The following is a 24,323-nucleotide window of genomic DNA, read 5'->3' on the forward strand; positions in this document are numbered from 1 at the left end:
CTAGAGCATGGCTCCGCACCTACAAGAAGGCAACCACTGCACCCGGCGACCATATGCCTTCACATTGCTGATGGAGATTCTGATGAGACCGATTTCAACGGAAGGGCTTGAAAAGCCGACAAGTATCGACGCCGGCGCCGTACCGATGCTTCAATGGCTGAAGATTGAAGATCTCCTGGTCGACCCCACTTACCAGCGTCCTATTGTCGGCCAAGGTCGCCGGAATGTTATCCGGATTGCCCAGTCCTTCTCATGGTCCTGCTTCTCGCCAGTGGTCGTCTCTCCCATCGAGGGAGGAAAGTTTGCCATCATTGATGGCCAGCACAGAACTACTGCCGCGGCACTGGCCGGATTTGATAGTGTTCCCTGCCAAGTTGTCATCGCGGCGCAAGAGGACCAGGCGATCGCCTTCAAGGCCATCAACGGCGTGACTGTCCCTATCTCGCCAATGGCGCTGTATTCGGCCGCTGTCGTTGCACGAGAGCCGTGGGCTATTGAAGTTGCCGATGTGTGCCTCAGGGCAGATGTGGAATTGCTGCGATATCCCCTCCCCGTCGAGCGCCAACGTCCCGGTCAGACGATGGCAGTCGGCGCGATTGCGCGTTGTCTCAATCGCTACGGTCAGGCAACACTGATTACGGCGCTCCAGTGCGTCACCCAGACCAACAACAATGTCCCGGGGGCGCTCACAGCCCGAGTCATCCGGGCCATCTGCGAAGTCCTTCACAGCAACCCCCTTTGGAGAGACAGCGGCCTGACACTGCTGGAAGCGTTCGACTCAATCGACTTGGCCACGCTTCAGAGCGAGGCGGCCCTGCACACGGGTCCGACCCGCACGAGTCAGGTTGAGTTCATGATAGAACGAATTCGAGCAGAGCTTTTCAGCTTGATGCCGAGGCCACAAATACCGCTTCAGACGTGGTCTCAGGGTGTACAGGAACTCCAAAGTGCCACTAGTTGAAGTGGTAGTCGACGGTCAAGGACGTTCATCGGGCGAGACTCCGGGCCCATTGATGTGCGGATCCGTCCCAGGATAATGAGGCCGACGGTATGGAGACAAGCATACCGACCTTTCCGACGCCGATCGTGCTTGGCGTGTTTCTCGCATTAGCCCCCACCACGATTCTGGCGGCACTGCGCCTGAGGGACAAGCTGGCATGGTTTCTCCTTGGCGCGGTTTGGCTGCGCTATCTCATGTCGGCGCTCCATCAGTACACCTACTCTCCGTCTCTCGCCGGACTGTCGCTTAATGCACTGGCGTCAGTTGCAGTTGCTGGCGTCGGCGTCCTGATGCTCGATAAGCGCTTCCTTTTCTTGAAGGCCTTGGCAGGGATCTATCTGGTGATCCTCGTTCTGGTCGCTAGTGCAGCCGTCAATCGCTATCCAGGAGCCGTCGGGAGTCTTGCCAAGTGGGCCTATCTGACCGCATTGGCTGCGATTACCTATGAACTTTTTCGCCGGCATGGATCGACCGCGATCTTCACTGCCCTACTGACGGTCTTTCTGCCACCCCTTGCCTTGCAGTTTCTGTCGGTAGCCATGGGATTGGGGAAACTCAGCGAGTCGGATGGTTCCATATGCTTCATAGGCGGCTACAACCATGAAGCTGCATTCTCCATCATCATTCTCACCTTTCTCTACTGTGTCTGCTTCCTGGAGGCTGAACGTCCTAAGCTCGCCTTTGCGTGCATGCCGATCGTGATGGCGGCCCTCCTTCTCGCCAATTACAGAACGTCTCTTCTGGCGTCCCTACCAATTATTGCAACAACGATCTTCTTCGGCACACTCAGGCGCTTTTCACCCTCCGATCGCCCCTTCCTGATCATCGTTCTATGTCTGGCTGGAGCTACCCTCCTGTATGCCGCAGGGGTCGCCATGCAGGGCCGTTTCGATGACCTGTTCACAGCACTTGCGAGAAGCCCCGAACTCATCAAGCCTCCCGAACAATACACAAGGGCAGAGGGCGAGCTTTTATCCGCTCGCGCGATCATCTGGAGTCGATATATCAGCGCATACCTGAACGGCTCTCTCACCAACTATATGCTAGGTTACGGCCCCGAATCCTGGGAGGACACATTCACATTGTATGCGCATAATACATTCGTGTCCGCTCTTTACGAGACTGGATCAATCGGCCTTGTGAGCATCGTCCTCCTGTTCGCACTGCTTTTCCGCCTCGCCTTCCGGACCACGCGGAACCATCGCACCCTGATCGTGAGCGCCCATACAGGGTTTCTTTTGCTCAATCTCGCCACGATGCCGTTATGGATGATCGAAGGCAATGTTCTCCTGGCGCTCACGCTCGCCTACACCATGTACAGGCAGGCCGCTCGACGACACTCGCAGGTTTCGGAGCAGCTCAAGACAACGTGATCATCATGATGGATGAATAGGCTCCTCGGTCAGTGCTTACGCCCCAGGCGCACCGGAGGACTTTTGATCCGGTTGTAGATCTCGACGACCTTTTGAGCATGAGTGCTCGCAGAAACATCATCAATGACCCGCCGCCGGTCCTGCCCATGAAGGACGAGCTCATTCGGATTCTGCATGACCTTTAGCACATGCAAGGCGTAATCGTCCGCAGTGGCGTCCAATGGAACAAGCCCCCCCCCACGCCAGCGATTCCAGGTTTCCCGATAGCCCGCACTGTCCGTCGCGAGGTACGGCGTTCCAGTAATGATCGCTTCGACCAAAGTCCGTCCGAAGGGCTCTCTCATCGAGGTCGCGAGAAGGAGATCAAGCGCAGCTATGTTTCGTTCGCCGGGCATATGGAACCCTGCGAAGGTGACCCTATGAGCTATTCCGAGATCTCGGGCAAACGTTCTCAGATCATCCTCCGCTTCGTCACCCTTGCGTCCGAATGTGACGAAGTGGCAGTCGCGCCGCTCACGAGCGATCCTAGCACAGACGTCGAGGAAGAATCGCGGCCGTTTCCAGTTCCAGAAATTGCCTACGAATCCAATCAGGAATGCCTTTTCCGGACATCCGAGTTCGCGAGCGAAACGCCTTCCTTCCATCCGGATCCGCTCATCGGCCGATACCATGATCGGATTGAGCACAAAGGTTCTTTTATCCGGAGAGATGAACTCAACATTGCTCTCGCATGCCTCGGAAATGCAGATAATCTGATCTGCAAGGTTTACGAGCATACGTTTAGGCAACGTCATGTGATTAAGAGACCGGTGGTGATAGACGATGTGTCTGCCCGAGAGCCGAGCCACCGGCCCCCAGGACTGAACGGCCGACAGGTCATTGAAATGAAAGATGCTGTCTGCGGGGATGCCCTTGATGAGCTTCCATCGGTTCGCAAAGCGCAAGGCATCGACTGCCGGATGATGGCGCGATACGGGCGGCTCGCCGCAATCGATGACCGCGAGCCCTTGGTGGCGTGCTTGCTCGGCGAGCCTGGTCCCACCAGGGCAGAGGACGATACAGCGCATGTCATGCTCGTCCTGAAGAACTTGGCCCAGGGTTAAGGCCGAGACATGACTGCCTCCGATTTCACTTCCTATGAAGGGGAAGATTACGGATCCTGCCGTCGTTGACCGGATGTCCTCCGATGAAGCACAGAGCGGCGTCATTGATTCACTCATGTGCATGTGCCCAGCAACAAATCGCTAGTACCAACGTAGAGACTTCAGATCCACGCGGTTCAGAACCACACCGATCCATGGCAACTCACCCATGTCGATGCCGAGCAAGGTCTCTCTAATGAAGTCAGCGCGGGTTCGTCCCCAGTCAACAACGAGAAGTGCACTCTCCACCATTGATGCCAAGACCCTTGCATCACTGCTCACGCTGAGCGGCGGAGTATCGACGATGACATAATCGAATGCGTCTCTGGCTTCGCAAAGAATCTCCTCGAAGCGCTCCCGCGCGATCAGTTGATTGGAATGGATGAGGTCGGGACGGCTCACCGTCGGAAGGAGGAGAAATGTGGACCCCGGAACCACGTGCAAAGCCGAGCGCCAAGCCTTTCCCTCAGCGAGAACTTCAAGCAAGCCGGTCTCCGCATCGGGAACAAGCGTCTTGCTCAAGGTCGGATTTCCGATATCGCCATCGATCAGCAGGCAGGTCTTCCCAGCATTTGCCAGCACCGCCGCCAGATTCGTCGCGAGGAGTGTTCTCCCAGCTTGTGGCTCTACAGACAATACTGTGAGAACTTTTGCGCTATTGCCTGAGTGCCGATGGATAACGGTTGCTGCAATGGATCTCATCGCCTCTGCAAATTCCGATTGAGGAACGTCGATGGCAAAGCGGAGAAGATCAGGCAAGCGGTTTCGCTTAGGTTCCGCCGAGGTGTTCGGCGTCATCCAGGACCCCCACGTCGAACTCAACCGGGCAGGAAATATTTTCGGCAGCAGCCCTACGCAGCTTAGACCGAGTTTCTCCCGAACTTGGACTGCAGTTCTAATGGTATCATCTCGCCGCTCACGGATCGCTCCACATGCACCGCCAGCGATAGCGCCCAGGAAGGCCGAGAGGATAAGGATTGGGATCGTCTTCGGGTGGCTCGGGCTCATGGGTGGAACAGCAGGGGTCACGATGCGGGCATCTCCTATCGGGAAGGATTGCTGCTGAACCGTCTGCTGATAACGCTCCATGAAAGATTGATAAAGGCTCCGATAGGTGTCTGCGGCCCGCTCGAGCTCTCTCAGTTGTACAAGTCGATTGTTTGCATCCGCGGCATTGTCAATCAGCTTGCTCACACTCTTGTCCAATGTCTCGAGACGAGATTTTGCTATTTGGTAGTCACTCTCATAGCTTTCTGCGATGCGGCTGAGTTCGGAAAGGATCTGCCGTTGGATATCACTCTTCTCTAACTTGTACTGGACAGCCCTCTCGTGCTCAGGACCAAAGCGCGAGACGATCTCAGCTTCGCGCCTGCTCGCATCCATGAGTCTCACCTGAAGTTCACTGACGGTAGGATTAGTTATGGCCTCGCCAACCTGCATCTCGGTTTGGCCCGAACTCAGAACCGTACGGATGCGATCAAGGCGTGCGGAAGTCCGCGCAACATCTCCACGGGCTACGCTTAGCTGTGCGTTCAGTTCTGAAAGCTGCAACTCCGATACGAGTTGTCCACCCACGGCTATAAGGTTGTTCGCAGCACGGAACTTCTGAACGGCGAGATCGGAATCCACGGATTGCTGCCGCAGCTCGGCAAGGCGCGCCTCGAGCCATGTGTTTGCCCGCCGGGTCGCTTCATACTTTGCATCCAATTGTTCCGTCAGATAAGCATCCACATAGGCGTCGGCGATCTGCACGGCCTGTTTTGCGTCTGATCCGGTGTAGCTTACGGTAATGACATAGGTCTTCCCGACCCGAGCGACAGTGATCTTGGAAAGAAGGCGGTAGACGGCCCCCCAACGCTGAGCCGCTTCAGCCTGAGCCGGATCCGTTTGAATGTTCTCGGTCGGACCTGTCACCCAGGCGATAATGTCACGCGTCGTGTCCCCGAGCCATTGAACCACCCAAGTTAGCAACCATCCCTGCGGGGCTTGAAAGGTTGCATTGTTCACAAGGTCCAATTTGTTGACGACTGCGAGAGCAATTGTCTCGGACTTCATGACCTCGACTTGACTGTCGGCGACGATAGGAGCGTCAATTCCAAGGTCTGTGACAGCAGAAACATCTTGGACTGCCCGAACCTGGCGTCGGTCAATCACGATGCTTGTCGTGGCAGTGTAGAGCGGAACCGATGTTGCGACATAGATCACTCCAAGAACTATCCCGACCAGAGTCCCCCCGATAATGATGCGGGATTGACGACGGATGGCTGCAAATATCGATTTCAGGTTGATGTAATCATCGCCGTGCTCTTCCATCGGGAAAGGTTCGGCGACTTGCTGGGCCATTCGTCTTGAAAGCTGAAGCATGACGTCTCTCCCGACACCGATCCTAAACTTGATAAGTTTAGGTAGGTTCAACCTTCCTATGTCGAATACTCTCGTGCTTGGATCAGTGCCGGCTCAAACGAGCGAGGTCCTCGGTCAGCCTACAAACAAGTAGTTACGGTGACGCTCAGCGCTTTGGGCAAGCCTACAGTCATTGTCTCAAATCCCGAAACGCTCATCCCAGCTTTCCGATGCAGAATGCCAAGTTTGCATGCTTTCGAACAAGTCGATCTGGATCAGAAGCTTTGCCGCAGCTCTTCCTTTCATGCTTGATGGCTTCTCAGTGTTCTTCGGTCTAACCGATCAATTTCATATCTAACGAACTTCACGTTCGTCCGTACACGTCTTCTGTCCTGCACATGACGATGAGACAGCTCATTTTGTCTCACGCTAGTTTAGCACACGAGAAGTTCACCAAGGCCCCTATGATCGCACCAAGCGTCTCCTAGCCATATCACTCGAACTACTGAACCTCTAGGCCGTGCTCTGATTAACGAAATTCTCCATCTTCCGCATTCTCAAGCAGGCACGGCACCCCAAGCTAATTTAGTACCTCTCGGTTCGACCAAGCCGATCGCGCATTCCTGAGATCCTTTCGCGCGGACCGTCCTTGATTATGGTTAGGCAGAACCTAATTCCCCTTCGCGAATTTAATACTTATCTGACACAGGAACTGCAAAGATTTTATCTTGCATATTAAGTAATTATCGGCGTTTTGCTTTTATTTACTGCTCTTCACAGCGCAGTGGAGAGCGCTATCTGACCCACGGGTTATCAAGGTTATCGAATATGGATCCGGCCTCGACATTCCTCCCACCGGTTCCGGGGATACGATGGCGGGGCGGCAGACGCAAAAAGATGAGGGTATCGATCTTCATCTGTTTGCGCTGCACGCAGGTCGACTTCGTTCGTGCTGCCATGGGCAGAGTAAAGTCACGTTTCAAGCCACTGTACATCCTGAGGAGACGCTAGACGTGACGGTACCACATCCATCCTCACTGATATCGATCTACGCTTTCGATGCTAACTACGCAGCCCTCAGTCGAGTGGGACGCGCGCAGAAGCGCGTACTGGATATCGTCGCTTCTTGTATCATCTTAGCGACGATCTTTCCCGTTCTTGCGATCATTGCAGCTGCGATCAAGATCGACTCTGCAGGTCCTGTCATCTTCCGCCAGACCCGTGTGGGACTTAACGGACAATGCTTCAGTATTTATAAATTCCGGACGATGACGGTGCTTGAGGATGGCGAGTTAATCGTTCAGGCGAAACGCTGCGACCCAAGAGTCACCCGCATCGGACGGTGGCTAAGGCGCTCAAGCTTCGACGAGCTTCCACAACTGCTCAACGTCTTGAAAGGTGAGATGTCGCTCGTAGGTCCGCGGCCGCACGCTTTGGCGCATGACCATGCATTCGCGAAGCTCATAAGCAGCTACGCAATCCGCGGTCGCGTTAAGCCAGGCATTACAGGCTTGGCGCAGATTCATGGCCTGCGTGGAGAAACAGTGACCATCCAAGCTATTCAGAGACGTGTTGAACTCGACGTCGAGTATATAGCGCGCTGGAGCATACTTCTGGATCTGGAGATCCTCGTTCGAACGACCAAGGAAATCATCAGACCTAGGAACGCGTACTGAGCCGAGTTCCGACATACTTGTCTGAGCCTTACTTGCGGCTTTCGCTCTAAGGCCTGGAGGCTTGCATGATCCCTCGCTTGCAACCGGCACAATGCATGTGGCGCAAGCTCATGGTCGCCGCTCTCCTGCATCTCGGGAGCATCCAAGTGTGTTTCGCGATCACCGCGGAACATCGCACCCTGTATGTAAGTCCTTCAGCTACGGGGACCAGAGACGGAACGAGCTGGGACAATGCCGGTTCATTAGACATGCTTTCGCTGTTCATTTCGCGTGTCGGTGCAGGTGGGACGATCCTCCTCCGCGCAGATGCCGGGCCTTATCGAACTGAACGGCAGATTTCGATCCGCTCGGGGGGATCTCCAAATGCGCCTGTCACGATCGCAGGCGCGAATATCTCCGGAACGCCTGCAAGAGCATTGATAGAAGGCAACCGTTCTGAACCCTGGACCGTGGGAAGCAATCCCGGATCAGAGGCATTCCGTCTTGAATCCGGCGCCAACTACCTTCGCTTCGAGAGCCTCACGTTTCAGAATCAGGGCAATGGCTGCTTTCGCGTCTCAAGCGATGTTCAAGGGCTTGAGCTTCAGGATATTGACGCTCGTAACGTTCGGCGCTTCTTCGAGAACGGACCTGGAACGGCCGATAAGATAGCGAGCGTAACAGGCCTCACCATCCGCAGAGTGACCGTGCGCGGCTATTCCAAGGGTGCGATACGACTCAGCGGCAATTCGAGCGATATCATCATTGAAGACGTTATGGGAGACAGCGAGCGTCAGGACGGAGACGACTTCGCGATCGGCGTTGCCCTGCAGGGATCGGTGAAGAATGTCCTGCTGCGCCGTGTAACGATGATGAACAGCCAGGACACGACGCATGGCTACTGGAACGGCGATGGCTTTGCAACGGAGCGACACGTTTCCGGAGTCAGATTTGAGGACACCGTCGCAGCCGGATCCACCGACGGCGGCTATGACATCAAGTCCTCGGAGACGATTCTGATGCGGACGAGGGCGGAAGACAACATGCGGAACTACCGCATATGGGGCAATGTCAAGGTTGTCGACTGCATAAGCCGTGATCCCAATAAGCGCGGCGGAAACGGCAAGCAGAACCACTTTTGGGTAGCCAAGGACGCGCGCGTCGAGATTTCGGGATGCCGAATAGAAGGAGGAGACGCAAGAACCATCGCGTTCCAAATTGAGTCGAAAGGCGAAGTGATCGTTCGGGATTCCGAGATCAGCATAGGCCCCGACGCCCGCATGTCGCTCATTGAGACCGGTGGATCACTCGATAGCAGAGGCATCCAATAGGGCCTGAGGAGGCGGTGGTCATGAAGATCTGCGTCCTTGGACTGCGAGGCATCCCGTCGGTCGTCGGCGGGATCGAAACTCACTGCGAGCAGCTCTATCCCCGACTGCAGGGCCGGCGATCTTCCGACAGCTTTACGATAATCGGCCGGCGTTCCTATTGCGGAGACCAGTCGTCTCAATTCAATGGCGTGGAGGTAGTAGCGCTTCCGCATATGAAAAGTAAGCACCTCGAGGCGATTTCAAATTCCATTATCGCCTTGCTCTATGCCAGATTTCAGCTTCATGCAGACATCGTTCATATACATGCGATCGGGCCGGCGCTTGTGGCTCCCATCGCGAAAGCTCTTGGCTTGACTGTCGTCGTAACGCACCATGGAACGGATTATAACCGCGACCGATGGCATGCTTTGGCAAAAGGAGTGCTTCGAATAGGTGAGTTCTGCGCCTTGCATTTTGCCGATCACGTTATCGTTGTTTCTCCATCCCTGACTAAGAACCTGAAGAAGCGCCATCAATCGCGCTCATCCCACATCACCTTCATCCCGAACGGTGCGAACCATGTCCTTGATGTCACTGCGTGGCAAGCCGCCAGTTCAGCGCTGTTGGACAGGTTCAACCTGAAGCCTGGTAGGTACGTTATCACTGTCGGCAGATTGGTTCCCGAGAAGGGCTTCGACTGCTTGATCAGGTCCTTCAGGCGTTCGAACTGCGGCATGAAGTTGGTCATCGTTGGCGATGCAGGGATGGATCAATCCTTTGTTGATACGCTTCATCGCGAGGCCGACGAGAACGTCGTTTTCACAGGCTACCTGAGTCAGCCAGATGTCGTTGTTCTCCTCCGGCATGCTTCGCTCTTCGTCCTGGCCTCTCGGCATGAGGGCTTGCCGATTGCCGCGCTGGAGGCAGCCATGAGCGGGTGCCCGGTTCTTCTCAGTGATATCGAGGCGAACCTCGATCTCGGGTTCCCATCGACAAGCTACTTTCGAGTCGGAGATGTCGAAGATCTGGAGCGTAAGTTACGGGCGCCGCATCATACATTCTCAGTGGACCGGCCGGCTGTTCTGAATGATTACGACTGGAACAGGATCAGTGAGGCGACGAGCCAAGTTTATACGAGGCTGATGTCTTCCACATAGATTTCATTCCGCCGCAACATCTTTTGAGGCAAGCCGCGCATAGGAACGGGGCTCATGAGTCGGCACGTATCCTCTTGTAGACTGCGAGAACGTTCTCCGCGTGTCGCGCCGGAGAAAGCTCGTCTGCAATCTTACGCCTGACCTCGGTCGGGAGAGCCGTTCCCTTGGGATCGACTAGAACGTCCAAAGCAACCTTGGCGAATTCCTCGGCCGTTGCATTCTTCGTGACAAGACGCCCGCCAGCCCACCGCCGGGCGATTTCACTGTGACCTGCATCGTCGGTTGCCACGTAGGGGATCCCGAGCAGCAATGCCTCGACGAGGGTTCGGCCGAACGGCTCAGCGAGCGCAGGGACGAGCAGGAGATCCAGTGTGGCGAAGTTCTTTTCGGACGGCGACCGAAACCCAGGAAGGATAATCTTGTCACCGATCCCGAGTTCATCGGCTTTCTTCTTAAGATCGGCTTTCGACTCCTCACGGTCGGAACCGAACAAGGCAAAGCGTGCGTTCGGCAGCGTTTGGGCAATAATACTACACACATCGACGAAGAAGCCGGGCCTCTTGCGTCTCTGCAGATTGCCGACGAAACCGACCAGAACAGCGGTTTCATCCACTCCCCAAATCTGATTGAACTCGGCTCTCCATCCCGAGTCAGGATCAAAGACCGGCTCTGAGAATGGATTGACGATGCTGTCTATCTCAGCCTCTCGCAGAAAGCCGAGATTGCGGCGGCACGGTTCGGAAATGCTGATGACGGAATGAGCCATTTGCAGGAGCTTTCGATCCAGCACCGACATGTTGAGAATGGCACGGTGATGGTACACCACCGGAAGTCGGAGCAGTTTCGCTGCGCTTCCCCAAGCTTGAAGCGTCCAGAGATCGCTGCAATGAATGATCGCGCCAGATCCATAGCTTCGCAGGGTACGGACACGCTCCGGAAGCTTTAGGAGATCGGCGAGAAAGTCGCGCCGCTTGGCTGGAACATCAGCAGTCGCTAGCACCTCCAACCCCATCTCGGCGGCGCTTTCCGCAACCTGCGAATGGGCAGCAGCCACGATGACGGACCTGATCTTGTATCGTGTGCCCAAAGCACGAGCCAGATGGAAGGTGGAGATATGACTTCCGCCGACACCCATACCGGTAAATGGGAAGAGGACTGGGCCAATCGCCGCGCTTGTCTTGGATAGCATCATCCGGCTTCTGATCCTGGATCGCCTCCCCAAGGCAAAGCACGAAGCTACTTGAAGCGCCGGAATAGGAGACTTTCCCCTCAGGTCCGATTGCTCGTGATCAAGTGGCCGCCGGCCTCGTGGGCCTTCTTCGGAGTTTTCATCCTAGTACCGTTTCGTCTCCGAGGCCACCGCTCGGCTCCGTCTCGAGCTCAGCTCGTCCTAGTATTCATTGACGAACCCCTGAAGCAACCGAGACGATTTGCTAAATTAGTTCAGATGCGTCTCCTGATGAGAGAAATCGAAGAAAACATCCTGAGCGAAACCGGATCCACTTTTTCGCATGCCGCGTTAGTCCTATACATGATCGACGGCTTGGATCTGCCCATGGCGGGCTTTTCCTTTCATCTTCCATAGCGCTGCGATCCTGCTGAAGAGAGAGGATTTTCCATCGCCTTTGGTGTCACTCACTCTTGAGCGCGTTCCAGCGCCGCGGGAGGATGATCATGGAGAGCGACAATCGCCGACAGCCGAAGGACGATCTGACGTGGCCCCGCGAAAACGGCGTCCACCCTCGCAGCTTCCTTTTCACTCTCGATACCCGTTATGACGCTCCCGGGCTTGACCATGTTCTCGTGCCTATCGGAAAGCTCCAAATCTCGCCGGACTATCGCTGCTATACCGTTGCGAGCCAAGAGTCATTCTTGGTCCTTATCGGCCATTGCATCGACTTACGGGCTCCTGCCAATCAGGAAGCCGATGCGGCCAGATCCCTCTTGCAGGCAGCGCTACATGATGGCATCGAGATGATGCTAGCCGCATCCGACCACATGCTCGGCCGTTACACGGTCATCTGCTACAGCCGAGGAATGTGGACCGTCTTCAACGATGCATGCGCTACGCGGTCCACCTATTTCGCGGAGGATGCAAACGTAATCGCATCCCATTCGACACTCATTGGCCGTGCCCTTGGTCGAAAGGCACGTCAGGAACTTTTCCGGCATTTCCGATATGGATTACCCGGCAACGTCTCGCCTGTCGTTGGCGTTCGTGTCCTTCCAGCCAACTTCTCTCTTGATCTCCAGAGCAAGAAGCTCACACGGTTCTGGCCCCGCCGACGTAGGGTCGAGAGAACAGTCGAGGAGCTCATCTCTCCTCTTGAGGATACGCTGACGAGAACTGCGGATGCCATAGCGCTCCGTTGGACGCCGGCCCTCTCCTTAACCGCCGGGATCGACAGCAGGACGACGTTGGCCGCGTTCTCGCATATCCGCGCCACGGTTCCATTCACCTATTATCGCGGGCCGGATGATACGACGGATATCGATGTCGCGGACATGCTGTGCCGGTCCGTCGGGTTAGACCACCGGCGCCTCGCTGTCGTGGATCGGTCGGAGGCTCCATCGATATATGCTGCTGCTGACGCGATGACGGACTACAAGCACTTCGATGAGGCGAGCGCAATGTACTTCAAGGCGTTCGCTCGTGGTAATTATATTCACGTCCGGTCGAACCTTGCTGAGATCGGCCGCGCGTTCTGGCGACGGCATCCCGTAATGCCAACGCGTTTCGGGCCGGATAATTGGATCGACGTTGCAACTCATCAGGACCGCCAAGGCGAACCGCTTCGCCGAGAAGCCATGCGTTACATGCAGGATGAGATGAAAGCCTTCATCGGCTTAGCCGGGTATGATCTCTCAGACCCCTTCAACCCTTCTCTACTCGGCTATGATGCCTGGGACCTCGTCTACTGGGAGCATCGCATGTCGACTTGGCATGCGCAGGTTTTGTTAGGCTCGGACTTTGCCTTCGATACGCAAGTCATCTTCAATTCGCGCGCTGTTCTGGATCTTCTCCTGTCCGCGCCGCTGAAGGATAGAGCCAAGGCATCGCTGTTCCATCAGTTCATCGACCGGAGGTGTCCTGAATTCAGGAGTATTCCAATCAACCCCCGATCATCCCATCGTAGTATGGAGGATCTGATCGTCGGAGCCTACCGCAGACTTCGCCGGAGGTTTCCCATTCTCAGATCGCTCGACCGTTCTACGAACGTAATGACCAGGTTGCGATAGCGGAACGGTCTGGAACAGGCTGCCACGTCATGGACTGTCGCTCAATTTAAGCGTGGCTTCATGTTCCCGCACGGCTCTATCAGAATCCGAGGCCGCACGCAGTCGATCCAGGGAACGCTGGTACCTTGACAGGGAGCGGCGAAAGAGATCGGCCTCGATGCTGTCCAAGCCCTGTGCCAGTGTCGCCGCTGCCAGCTTCTTCTGACCGAAGACACTGCGCGGCACACCAGCCTCTTCGGCAATTCTTCTGGGAATGGGGCGATCATAGGTTCCGCGATAGCGCCATTGCCGCACCTTCCTCGGGAGCCATCTTGAATCCCAGAACCGTTGCAAGAGAGGATGTGTTTTCAATCCAAGGACCGGAATGTTGATCGCGAGTGATCGGATCTGCAGGATCCGGCCGCTCCTCCAGGGCCGCATTTCGTCTGATAATCCTATTGCTTGCAGCAGGGGATGGGCCTTGAAGCCAAGCATCGGAACCGGAATGTGAAGGAAACCCACTCTCAAGCGGAATTCTCCGATGCTCGCGCCGGAACTATCTCCTCTTTTGAGGGTGGTCGACGGGTGCAGGGAGGGATCCCAGATCTTGTCCCCGTGGAAGCCCGTCAGAACCGTCCTCCCTGCCAGTAGCTCGTCTGGAGCATGGAGGCATTCGTCCAGAACGCCCATTCCAATATAGAAATCCGACAGCCGATCTATGTCGGAATCCGTGACCGACTCCCGGCCTCCATCTCCTTTCTCGGCAGATCGTGATCGGTCCTGCCGGCTCAGCGTCTCGGCTCGCATACCAAGTGCGCGCGCAGCCTCGATGCCGGCATCGGCATGACCGGATCGCGCATTGTTGATCGTGATTGCCAGGCAGTCTCTATCCACTTGCTTTGCAAGCGCCGCGCATGCTGTCGAATCATAGCCTGTCGACAGGTAAACCGAAATGCCCTTGCTTCCGTATGTGTCGCTTGCCTGTCGAATGATGGAGAGAAGGAAACGACGATAGGTCTCGAATGACGTGACCCCCGACAGATCGGAGTCTTGGATGCTCTCTCTGGGCTCGCTTCCCTCACGACACTGAATGATGGCATTGAAGTATCTGTAGAGGCGGAGATGCGGCGTTTCATAGATATCCCGCCGGTATCGATCGAGGCCTTGAACCAACGTCTCCAGCTTGCTTCGAATGCTGCTGGATTCAAACTCTGTCACGCCTGCGCCGGTCAACACAAACGGCAGTGAGTTCGAGGCAAATAATGCATCTGGGGTGATGGCAACATAGACTGCTTCCGCAGTATGGCTCGGCGCAATGAGTGAAAGACTATCTCCGTCCCAGACACCGCCAGACCCCAGGTAGATACCGTCCGCTCTCAGGGACCGTGGACTATCGGTTCCGGCCCATCCGCCCTCGAAGAACCAGTCGGAGTGACACCGAACACCCGCTCCATTCACCAGCTCGAGAGTGCTGCCTTTCAGCCTTGAAAGCCAAGCTTGTCGCGGCGTATCCCGGCTAGATTTGACGATGATGTTGCTTCGCATCGACTAGATCCAAAGATGCAATCGAGATCGGACGCCCACTTGGCAAAATATAGCCGTTTGAACGCCGGTTTACTGCGATATGGCACGTTGATTATACAACCACTTCGTCACTTCTCGCGGGATTATATCACCCGCAACCTCTGCGCAGACGCGGCTGACGGCTACTGAATCCTTAGGTGAGAAGGGACTTAGTACGTATCTGGCCGCGCTGTCCGGCCCTGCCGGCCTTCCTACTCCGATTTTGACCCTTGTGATGGAAGCAGAGCCGAATGCCTGGAGCACCGATCGAACGCCCCTGTGTCCGCCGTCACTTCCCTTGGCGCGCACGCGAACGGCACCGAGTGGAAGATCCATATCGTCGTGAACAAGGATGCATTCGTCCGGACCGAAGCGAAACTCGTCTGCCAGGCTCTGGAGAACGGCGCCGGTTTGGTTGACGTGGACCATCGGCTTGACTAGGCACAGCTTTGCCCCGTTCCATGTCGTGCTCGCCAGGAGGGCATCCGGATAGGATGTCCATTCCACGCCGAAGAAGCGAGCAAGATCGTCGAGAGCTTGATGCCCAACATTGTGCGGGCTTTGGCGAAGCTCAGCCTCCGGGTTCCCGAGCCCGATGATGAACATCATTCCAGGGCCACCATTCGGGAGTTCCATCGGCACGGAATTCTCTTTTGTGTCACTCGTTACATGAGGGCGCAGCGCATGAACTCTTGGCGTCGGTGACGCCGTCTCTTCCGGCACTATTTCAGGGCTCTTTGCGCCTTTGCCGGGTTCCGGATCCGACATCTCAAGAAGTGAGTAGATCAGGTCGAATCTGTCCGCTCGCTCAGACGCCTTGAGAAGGACCAGATCGCCCGCTTGGAGAACCTTGTCCAGATGATCCCGAGCCTGCGCGACCGAGGCAAAGATCCAGAGCGAATTCCCTCGTAGAGTGTTTTTGACCTTTGAGCACTTCGATGCTTTCGGGCCGACGAAGATGACCATGTCGGCTGCTTCAAGGGCAGACTTGGCGACCCGCTTGTAGGTCGTCTCCGAGTTCCCGGTATAGTCGGAAATGGTTCCGATCACGATAATCTTTCGAGATGCTCTGGCGTCCTTCATGAATTCAAGAGCCGGCGGTATGGAGTTAAGGGACGCCTTTATGTCATCGCGAATGAAAGTGATACCGCGGGCTCCGGATATCGGCTCCATTCGCCTCTTGTTCGGCATGACACTGCTCACAGCTCGTGCGGCATCGGCAAGGGGAACCCCCAGCTCAAGGCCCACGCTAAGGGCTGCGAGTACGCAGGGTACCCAGTGCTTACCGCAAAGTTGCGTCTGGATACGGTAGCGCCCCCCGTCGTGAAGGCACTCGAAGGCGAGCCGATTTGGCCAAGCACCGTCGATGTTCTCCGCTCGCACCATTGCATCAGGCGATAATCCATAGGTCACGGCCTTGCCTCGAAACCGCGAGCGCATCGCCAGGACATTGGGGTCGTCGGCATTGAGGACCGCCACACCGTCTTGGGGCAGCATTGCTATGAGCTTGCCCTTTTCAGCCGCAATTTCTTCGATGCTTCCGAATGCCCCGATGTGGTCCGTCCCGATGTTCGTCACAACTCCGATGCGGGGTCTGACGAGGTCCAGGGGGCGCTCGAGAGCAACCCTTTGACCACCTATGGCCGCAGCTATTTCCTGAACGCAATAAGCGTGGCTTGGCCTGACCTGATAGATTGTTTCATGAACGGCCAAGTTATCATTGGCCCGGCTCTTGTGCCCCGTGAACCGGGTGGAGAGGATAGCGTGAATTAAATCCTTCGTCGTCGTTTTGCCTGTACTGCCGGTCACGCCGATAAAGACGACCCGGCCGAGCAACCCGACCCGGTAGAACAGCACGAGCGCCCGGCCGAGGCCTGTCAAAGTGCCGCGTATCGGCGAGGGGAGCCTCTGGCTCAATTTCCTCAAGACGATCTTCGGGCGCCACCCCTTGGCGCTCTCTTGACCTGTACTGCTCCATGACAGGCGTAAACGATCAACGACATACATGGCGGGCTCTCCCTCCGACTTCGTGCGGAATGGGACAAGAGTTCAACGGTCTGCCGTAAAGTCTTTGCATCCTCGCCTAGGAAGGCAGAGTCAGGCTTCGATTCTCTGCGCCGCGACTTCCGGTATCTGGGAAGCTTCGGCAGTAAACGTATCGTCGATGCAGCTCCACATACAATACCGGGATCCAGCTCCATGCGCCATGATCCTAGCCCTGCCTCTGGTCATCGGAATGGAGACAGCGCGAGAACCGTCTAAATTAGATGCGCCCGCGCCAAGCGGTTGCTTCAATCGTTCAGCTAGAGGCGCAAGTCTGTGCTATCATTCCTGCAGGTCTCCAGAACTAAGCTCGGCCTTGCCCGCCGGGGTGGACATGCCTCACTCATGACGAACGAAGCACGAGCCCCGAGGATCCTCTTCGTGATCAACTCGCTCGAGGGCGGAGGAGCCGAACGGGTGATATGCCTTGTGGCGTCCGTCCTGGCGGAAGCCGAGACGAACTGGAGGGTGTCTCTTGTCACTCTCGACCAGACACCTGACAGCTACTCACCTTCGGAATGCGTTTCCCGTATTCGTCTGAATGCACGAGGAAGCCTTTTACGGAGCATGACCGCCCTTCATAGGCTGCTTCGTAGGGAGAACCCCGATATTGTCGTCAGCTTTCTAACGCGTTCGAACTGTGCTGCAATTGCCTGCTCGCGTATGGCGCGTATCCCGTGCATCGTGAGCGAACGCGTCCATACCACAAGTCATCTCTCGTCTGCTCATGACTGGCGCCTGAAGAAAACCCTTGTCAGGCTCCTCTACCCCTCTGCGGATCGGATCATCGCCGTCTCTCATGGCATCAAGAATGATCTCATTGAGAACTATGGAGTGGCTGCATCGAAGCTAACCACGATCTACAACCCGGTCGATACCGGCAGAATCGAGGATGCCGCGAGGACGTCTCCTTCTGTCGATCTTCCTCCGGACTTCATCGTGGCAGTGGGGCGCCTGGTGCCAAACAAGAACTTTACGATGCTCCTGCGTTCCTATGCTGCTGCGGGTATCAGCAGCTCGCTCGTGATCCTCGGAGAAGGTGCTGAACGGTCCAGTCTTCAAGCTCTCGCCCGCGAGCTTGGCATTTCCGACAGGATTCACTTGCTTGGTTTCGCTGCCAATCCCCACGCTATCATGGCCAGGGCCAGATTCTATGTGTCGGCGTCCAATGCGGAAGGATTTCCGAATGCGATGATCGAGGCCATGTGCATCGGTCTTCCTATCGTTTCGACGGATTGCGATTCCGGCCCATCCGAGATTCTTCAGGGAGCTGCCGGAGAGCCCAAGGTGACGGCACTGACGATGGCCAAGTCCGGCATCCTGGTTCCAACCAATAACGAGCACGCCATGACCGCCGCGCTTCGGATGATGAGCGAGGCTCCCAATCGCAAATACTTCGCCACCGCAGCCAGGAAGCGTGCGCTCGACTTTTCCCTTGACCGTACTCTGGCAGAGTATCGATCCGTCATTGGTACGAGTCTCCCATCCCTCACGAGTGGGAGGCGGCTGAACGCGCCAGCATGACCTTTGTCGTAAGTTCCCGGCATCACAATCAGGATGAGCGATGACGACTTCCCTGGACCGGCTTCGGAACCACCTCAGCATGACTCTCTGCCAGTTCGTCTGCACTCACAAGGCATGCATTGCACACCGGGCAGTCCGATGACCAAAAGGGTCTCAACTGCGCGAGCCGTCGTGTTCATGGGAGCAGCTCAGGTTTGCAGGTTGCTGGTTACGTTCGTAACCGCTCCGATCCTGGGACGCTTGCTCCATCCGGCCGATTTCGGCCTGATTGCGACCTCGGCGCCTATCATCGGCTTCGTTACGATGATCCAGAACCTCGGCCTGACCCAGGCGCTCATTCAACGGCAGACAATCACGAAAGGTCAAGCCAACACGCTGTTCTGGCTGTCGCTGCTCCTCAGCCTTACATTCGCCGTCGGGCTCGTCGTTCTGGCACCCTTTCTCGCGGGGTTTTTCGAAGAGCCACGTCTGACGGCGGTCATCTGGGCCGGGGCGGCGCTCACGGTATTCTCCGTCATCGGTGAGCAGCCGATGGCGCTCTTGACGCGTAGCCTGCGCTTTAGGTTGCTGGCCTGCCTCGATATCCTCGGCGTCGTTGTCGGGGCCGCGCTCGGGGTTGCGGTTGCCTGGTACACAGGCAGCTACTGGGCCCTGATGGTGCCACTCACGTGCGCGCGAATCCTGAACCTGTTCGTTTCGGCCATCGCGGCGCGATGGTTCCCGGGGCGCCCGCTCTGGGACGAGGCTGCGCGGCAGATGATCGGCTTCGGTGCCGGCCTTTCCATGTTCAACATCTTGAACTTCTTCGCACGCAGCGCCGACAATCTGATGATTGCAAAAGCCCACGGCGCCGTTGCGCTCGGATTCTACGACCGCGCCTACCGGCTCATGCTTCTGCCCCTCACGCAGGCGACCTGGCCCTTGAGCCGCGTCATGACGCCGATCCTCTCGCGACTGCAGAACGAGCCGGATGAGTTCCGCCACACCTATCTCAACAGCGTAAGCCTCCTGATGATGGCCGTTCAACCAGGCGTATTGTGCGCTGTGGTCTTTTCCGATGCGACTGTCGCACTGCTCCTCGGAAGCAAATGGACGGAAGCCGCGCCCATCTTCGCGTGGCTTGGGATTGCAGCGCTGCACCAGACCTTCACGTCGACACTGGGCTGGCTCTTTATCAGTCAAGGCAGGATGCGTGATCTCGGGATTGTCGGCATTGTGGCCTCAACATCAACGATAGTCTCGTTCGCCGTCGGTCTTCCCTGGGGGCCCCTTGGCGTGGCCATCGCCTATGTCGTCAGCGATTACGTGTTCCGCCTTCCGTTCATATGGTATATGGCGGGGCGCGCGGGCCATGTGAGCATCGCCGACATTCACCGGACCGTTCTTCCCCATGTCACCGGCCTCGTGGTGAGCGCGTGTACATTGATGCTTGGCAAGGAGTTTCTGCATACTCCGTCGATCATCGAGCTTGGCGGCGCCCTCGCCGTCACTTACGCCATCAACCTCGCAGTGCTTATGCTCTTCAGGTCCAAGCGCATCCTGATCATCAAGACTCTTAAAGCGACATATCAGGATGTCATACTACGCCACAATGTCTGATGCAGGATAAGGTCCGGCGCATCGCAGCGCCGAACCTTATCGCCTGTCGTCCGTCAGATCACGAGTATATCGGCCGCGGTCAGTCGTGCGTGGTTACTGATCGTTGCCACATGGACGGCGGTCGCTGCGCCATTTCCGTCGGAATCATAGAAAAGGCCGCCGGATCTGGAATCGTAGATGACGTGATCGTTCGCATCGAGAGCCTTGGTCCCGGCAACGAAATTCGTTGAACTGAGAGTCCCGACCTTGAGTTTGCCGAACACGCCGTTCTCGAGGCTGATGACGTCCTCTCCCGGGCGGAAGTCCACGATGGTCGCAGCAGCCGTCTTGCCGCTTGGCTTCGTGTCGAACACGAAGGTGTCGCTGCCCTTGCCGCCCAGGAGAACATCCGCTCCGCCCTTGCCGCTGATCGTGTCGTTGCCCCTGTAGCCGAAAATCGTTTCCGCCGCCGATGTCCCGGTCAGCTTCTCGGAACCGTTCGTGCCGTATCGCGCACCGGGCGCACCACTCGCGGATGACGGGGCGGATGCGGTCGATGCCTGTGATGTGATCCCGGCTTTGCTGGCTGCATCGAGGAGAAGAGATGACGTGGAATGAAGGCCCGATAGTTTCCCGGCCGTAGAAATCTGGGTACCATTCACTTCAAGAACTGCACCGGCCTTCCAAAGGTCGAACACAGTCAATCCGGGGTTCTGGTCCGAAATATACCCGGATGTCACTTTCCCATGCGAATTCTCACCCAACCAGAAATGGTCCGTCGATGCACTTCCGCCGAAATGCCTTGGATCAAGACTCTGGCTGTTTTCCATTGTGATGGAGTCGCTCCAGAAACGGTAATTGCGGTTGTTGCCAACGGCAATGGCATCGACCAGAACCGTGTTGCTGGATTTCAGATCGTAACCCGCATCTGTGTTGCCGAACGCCACGGTGTTCTCGAAACGGATGTTGTAGGTCCCGCCTTCTGTGGAAAATCCGTCTCCATTCCAGTACTCGTTGCTTGCTCCACGGGCATGACTGTTCTGCATCGTCACGTGTCTGAAGAGCACGTTATGAACGGTCCCGTCGAGCGAAACGCCGAACACGTATTGCTCGGGCGTGGTGGGATCGCCGCGTCCTATGACATCCTCGATGACGATGTTTCTGCTGTCGTACTGGAGCTTGATGGCGTTGTGCGAGTACTTGTCGATGTCGACATTCCGCAGGGTCAAGCCATCGATGCTAGCACTGGAATAGCCGCTCGAAACCGTGTTCGCCACGAAGCGCTTCACGTTCGTCGCATACATGTCCTGAAGCGTGATATCCTTGATATCGGCGCCGATGCGAAATGCTCCGTCACCGATGTTCCTGAACGCCATATCCTCGAACTTGAGGTGATCGGCTCCGGACAGCAACCGGAACACTTCGGATCCGACGGCCTTGCCGGTCGTCCAATCCGTGGCGCGGGTTCCATTGATCTGGGCGAGCTTCGTATTGCCATTCCCATCAACGCCCCGAACCGTCACTGGAGCGCCAGCGTTGCCGCCGCTCTTGATCGTGATTTGGCCCGAAAGATTGTACGCGCCCTGGTCGGCACGCAGGAGAACCTGCCCCCCGGCGCCGGCCTTGCTGATGAAATTCGAAAGACTGGAAAGAGTGCCTGCGTTGGCCAGAGATGAGCCGTCACGGCTTCCTGATCCTGTCGGCGAAATATAAAATGTAGCCAATGTTATATGCCCCTATTTTTAAGTAATCGCTTCGCGCGACCGTTTTGCCGGATGTCGTTGCATCCGGTGCTTTTGTTGTCCGATCGCGTGAGATCATCGTGCAATCGGGCAAAGCTGCGCTGGTTGTTATTGCAACTTGATCACGCAACCTTGCCTAGGAAAAATCCCTATCATGCGACGGATGCCGCTGTATAGTTGACATTATGCGACAATACGCCAGCGCCACTCGGATGATCTTGTGCAAATAGTCTCTCGTGACATCTTTATGCCTAGATGGAAGATCGCGATCATTTCAGAAATTAGCGACGACTACACAGGCTTGGGATCCCGAATGCTTGATGAACAAGCGAGTTGCCTTATAAACGGGATGGACGGCGCTCGTTGCTGGCGCGCGCCCGACGCTGCGGCTCACCAATGAGGCTTCGCAAGTATGGAGCACCCACGAGTCTCGGTTGTCATCCCGACTTATCGAATGGATGTGCAGCTTCGTGAATGCCTGACGTGCCTCGCCCAACAAATCTATCGGAATTTCGTTGTTGTCGTTGTCGATAACGACGCTGAGATAGGCGAAGGTCCGTCGTCTAGGATCCAGGCGCTGATTGATGAGTTCTCCGCCATCGGCCTTCCCGTGGTTGCGATGGCACATACAGAACCGGGATCATACAATGCGAGGCACGCGGGCGTTCTCCGTACTCGTTCGGAATTGATCGCTTTCACGGATGCGGATTGTCGCCCCCGGTCTTCCTGGCTGGAATCGGCGGTCGCAGCATTCGACCTTCACCCCAATGTCGGTGTCATTTCGGGCCCAGTGGTGCTTTTCGCTGCAGATGACGGCCCTGTGTCGTCCTACGAAATGCGTCACAGCTACCTTGCGCGAAACGACATCGATGACGGTTGCATCACGGCGAACTGGCTCATGTCGCGGCGGGTCTACGACGAACTGAATGGCTTCGATCTTTCCCTGAGGTCGGGCGGAGACGTCGAATTCTCGCAGAGGATAAAAGCCGCAGGTTACAGTCTCGTATGGTCCGACGTCATGATCGTCGAGCATCCGACACGTACATCCCTCCAGGAACTGGTCAGAAAGCACCGTCGAACTCTTGGCGGAGCCTGGAACCGGAGCCCGCAATCATTTCGCGCCTTGCGCGTTCTAAAACATGTCCTCAAGCGAGGTTGGCGACGATCCCGATCAATCCTTCAGGACCCGAAGGTCGACGCAGAACGTGCAGCCGGAATTCTGAGGGTGCAACGCGCGGTCACATTGGCTGAACTCCGCGAGGTGCTCCGGCTGGCTCTCGGCGGCAAACCCGAACGTTGACTCGGAGCACGAGCCCGACCTCCCGACGATCAGGTGCGATTCATTTCATGGGCTAAATCTTTGGTCTTGCGATCTGCCTGCGTGGTTCTGCGGAGATCGCCAATCGCATTCGGGCTACTGCGCCATAGCTAAAAAATTCTGACCTGTCATGCTTTGGCCCTATTCTGAAATCAAAACCCCTTCCTAGTGTTTCCGAGCAATCCTTCAGCTCATGATATTTGGAAGGAGAAATCATGTGATCACGTTAGAAGTATCCTTCGTCTGAGTAAGAATATGAAGTGAGTATTTTCCTGAGTTTATCACATCAGAATTCCTCACAATTCCTCCCCTAGACTATCTCCTCTCATACGCCACACGGCATCAACATTCATAATATTGAGATTGCGTTCAGCGCCCTGCGCCTGAGCCAACAATCCTCTTTGCCGAAGAAGAGCGCGTTCTGCGCAATTCACATTTCATCAAACCTTTCCCTAATCCTTTTGAGCGAGAAGAATCATGGCTACATTTTACGTTTCGACCACGGGCAGCGACTCGAACTCGGGGGCTTCGGGCAGCCCGGTCAAATCGATCACCAAAGCCGCCGGGCTCGCCAAGGCGGGCGACACCGTGCTGGTCTCCGGCGGCGTCTACAACGGCAACGTCTCCATCTACAACAGCGGCACCGCCTCGGCGCCGATCACCATCAAGGCCGCCGACGGCGCGCATGTGGTCATCGACGGCAGCCAGTCCGCCTCGGGCTCGGATCTCGTCACCATCACGGGCGACTACGTCACCTTCCAGGGCTTCGAGGTGCGCAACGCCAAGCGCGGCGGCATCAGCCTGTGGGAGACCCATGACACCAAGATCCTCGACAACAACGTGCACGACAGCGTGCGGGTCGGCATCTGGGCCGGCGGCAATGTCGGCAACTCCTACAACAACCTGATCGACGGCAACGAGGTCTGGCACAACGTGCTGGAGAACAGCAGCCGCTCGATGACCGGCGGCGGCTGGGCGCAGGGCATCAGCCTGGACAAGTCGGACGGCAGCGTCATCAGCAACAACTACGTGCACGGCAACTACGGCGAGGGTGTCGGCGCGATGTTCACCAAGGATGCCAAGATCACCGGCAACAAGGTCTACGACAGCTTCAGCGTCGGCATCTACCTCGACAACGCGCAGGGTGCGGTGGTGCAGTCCAACACCGTGGCGCACACCTACGACACGGACTTCTACCGCGGCGGCAAGCCGGCCACGGGCATCGAGATCGCCAACGAGAGCGGGGATCGCCAGCTTCCGTCCTCGGGTCTGGTGGTGACCAACAACGTGCTCGGCGGTGTGGGCGACGTGCATTACAGCACCTACGGCGCCAACACCGGACTGGTGAACTCGACG

The 24,323-nt window shown here is 56.6% G+C and carries 16 protein-coding genes; 10 read left to right on the forward strand and 6 right to left on the reverse strand.

Translation table 11 applies throughout. The annotated features are described in order from the left end of the window. The first annotated feature begins 82 nt into the window (after positions 1-82). A complete protein-coding gene (locus tag DDF70_RS17910; protein ID WP_162820472.1) occupies positions 83-961 on the forward strand; it encodes a ParB N-terminal domain-containing protein in 879 nt (292 codons plus the stop codon). 89 nt (positions 962-1,050) lie between these two features. Beyond that, a complete protein-coding gene (locus tag DDF70_RS17915) occupies positions 1,051-2,373 on the forward strand; it encodes an O-antigen ligase family protein (RefSeq protein ID WP_114946218.1) in 1,323 nt (440 codons plus the stop codon). Positions 2,374-2,402: 29 nt separating this feature from the next. Here the strand turns inward: DDF70_RS17915 and DDF70_RS17920 are convergent, their stop codons facing one another. Both DDF70_RS17920 and DDF70_RS17925 read right to left on the reverse strand, forming a co-directional pair. Beyond that, positions 2,403-3,440, reverse strand: coding sequence for a glycosyltransferase family 4 protein (locus DDF70_RS17920; protein WP_162820473.1), 1,038 nt, complete (start codon positions 3,438-3,440; stop codon positions 2,403-2,405). Positions 3,441-3,617: 177 nt separating this feature from the next. Further along, positions 3,618-5,879 carry a GNVR domain-containing protein gene (locus DDF70_RS17925; RefSeq protein ID WP_114946220.1) on the reverse strand — a complete coding sequence of 754 codons (2,262 nt, stop codon included), beginning with the start codon at positions 5,877-5,879 and terminating at the stop codon, positions 3,618-3,620. Between the two features lie 851 nt (positions 5,880-6,730). Between DDF70_RS17925 and DDF70_RS17930 the strand changes: the two genes are divergently transcribed. The 3 genes from DDF70_RS17930 (at position 6,731) to DDF70_RS17940 (ending at position 9,980) form a co-directional block, all read left to right on the forward strand. Further along, positions 6,731-7,534: an exopolysaccharide biosynthesis polyprenyl glycosylphosphotransferase gene (locus DDF70_RS17930; protein WP_114946221.1), complete on the forward strand. Its 804-nt coding sequence runs from the start codon at positions 6,731-6,733 to the stop codon at positions 7,532-7,534. 65 nt (positions 7,535-7,599) lie between these two features. Next, on the forward strand, positions 7,600-8,844 hold the full coding sequence (locus DDF70_RS17935; RefSeq protein ID WP_162820474.1) for a hypothetical protein: 1,245 nt from the start codon (positions 7,600-7,602) through the stop codon (positions 8,842-8,844). Positions 8,845-8,864: 20 nt separating this feature from the next. After that, positions 8,865-9,980, forward strand: coding sequence for a glycosyltransferase family 4 protein (locus tag DDF70_RS17940; protein ID WP_114946223.1), 1,116 nt, complete (start codon positions 8,865-8,867; stop codon positions 9,978-9,980). Positions 9,981-10,032: 52 nt separating this feature from the next. On the opposite strand, the gene DDF70_RS17945 is transcribed toward DDF70_RS17940, so the two are convergent. Further along, a complete protein-coding gene (locus DDF70_RS17945) occupies positions 10,033-11,172 on the reverse strand; it encodes a glycosyltransferase family 4 protein (RefSeq protein WP_114946224.1) in 1,140 nt (379 codons plus the stop codon). 482 nt (positions 11,173-11,654) lie between these two features. Here DDF70_RS17945 and DDF70_RS17955 point away from each other — a divergent pair, with 482 nt between their 5' ends. Further along, the gene (locus tag DDF70_RS17955; RefSeq protein ID WP_162820475.1) at positions 11,655-13,220 is read left to right on the forward strand and encodes a hypothetical protein; all 1,566 of its coding nucleotides are present in this window, start codon (positions 11,655-11,657) and stop codon (positions 13,218-13,220) included. Between the two features lie 27 nt (positions 13,221-13,247). On the opposite strand, the gene DDF70_RS17960 is transcribed toward DDF70_RS17955, so the two are convergent. Both DDF70_RS17960 and pth read right to left on the reverse strand, forming a co-directional pair. Next, positions 13,248-14,744, reverse strand: a complete 1,497-nt coding sequence (locus tag DDF70_RS17960) for a hypothetical protein (RefSeq protein ID WP_114946227.1) — start codon at positions 14,742-14,744, stop codon at positions 13,248-13,250. Between the two features lie 69 nt (positions 14,745-14,813). Then, entirely contained in the window at positions 14,814-16,769 is a 1,956-nt protein-coding gene (pth, locus tag DDF70_RS17965; protein WP_114946228.1) for an aminoacyl-tRNA hydrolase, read from the reverse strand. A 417-nt stretch (positions 16,770-17,186) separates the two neighbouring features. Here pth and DDF70_RS17970 point away from each other — a divergent pair, with 417 nt between their 5' ends. Next, positions 17,187-18,329: a glycosyltransferase gene (locus DDF70_RS17970; protein WP_162820476.1), complete on the forward strand. Its 1,143-nt coding sequence runs from the start codon at positions 17,187-17,189 to the stop codon at positions 18,327-18,329. 177 nt (positions 18,330-18,506) lie between these two features. Continuing rightward, complete coding sequence (locus DDF70_RS17975; RefSeq protein WP_281024370.1) at positions 18,507-19,928, forward strand: lipopolysaccharide biosynthesis protein; 1,422 nt, start codon at positions 18,507-18,509, stop codon at positions 19,926-19,928. 53 nt (positions 19,929-19,981) lie between these two features. Here DDF70_RS17975 and DDF70_RS17980 read toward each other — a convergent pair whose 3' ends face one another. Beyond that, positions 19,982-21,631: a calcium-binding protein gene (locus DDF70_RS17980; RefSeq protein WP_114946231.1), complete on the reverse strand. Its 1,650-nt coding sequence runs from the start codon at positions 21,629-21,631 to the stop codon at positions 19,982-19,984. Between the two features lie 430 nt (positions 21,632-22,061). Here DDF70_RS17980 and DDF70_RS17985 point away from each other — a divergent pair, with 430 nt between their 5' ends. After that, positions 22,062-22,949, forward strand: coding sequence for a glycosyltransferase family 2 protein (locus tag DDF70_RS17985; RefSeq protein WP_114946232.1), 888 nt, complete (start codon positions 22,062-22,064; stop codon positions 22,947-22,949). Positions 22,950-23,444: 495 nt separating this feature from the next. After that, the coding region (locus DDF70_RS17990; RefSeq protein WP_114946233.1) for a right-handed parallel beta-helix repeat-containing protein at positions 23,445-24,323 on the forward strand (879 nt) is incomplete at its 3' end.

It is taken from the genome of Microvirga calopogonii (assembly GCF_003347665.1).
In the GTDB taxonomy this organism is placed as follows: Bacteria; Pseudomonadota; Alphaproteobacteria; order Rhizobiales; family Beijerinckiaceae; genus Microvirga; species Microvirga calopogonii.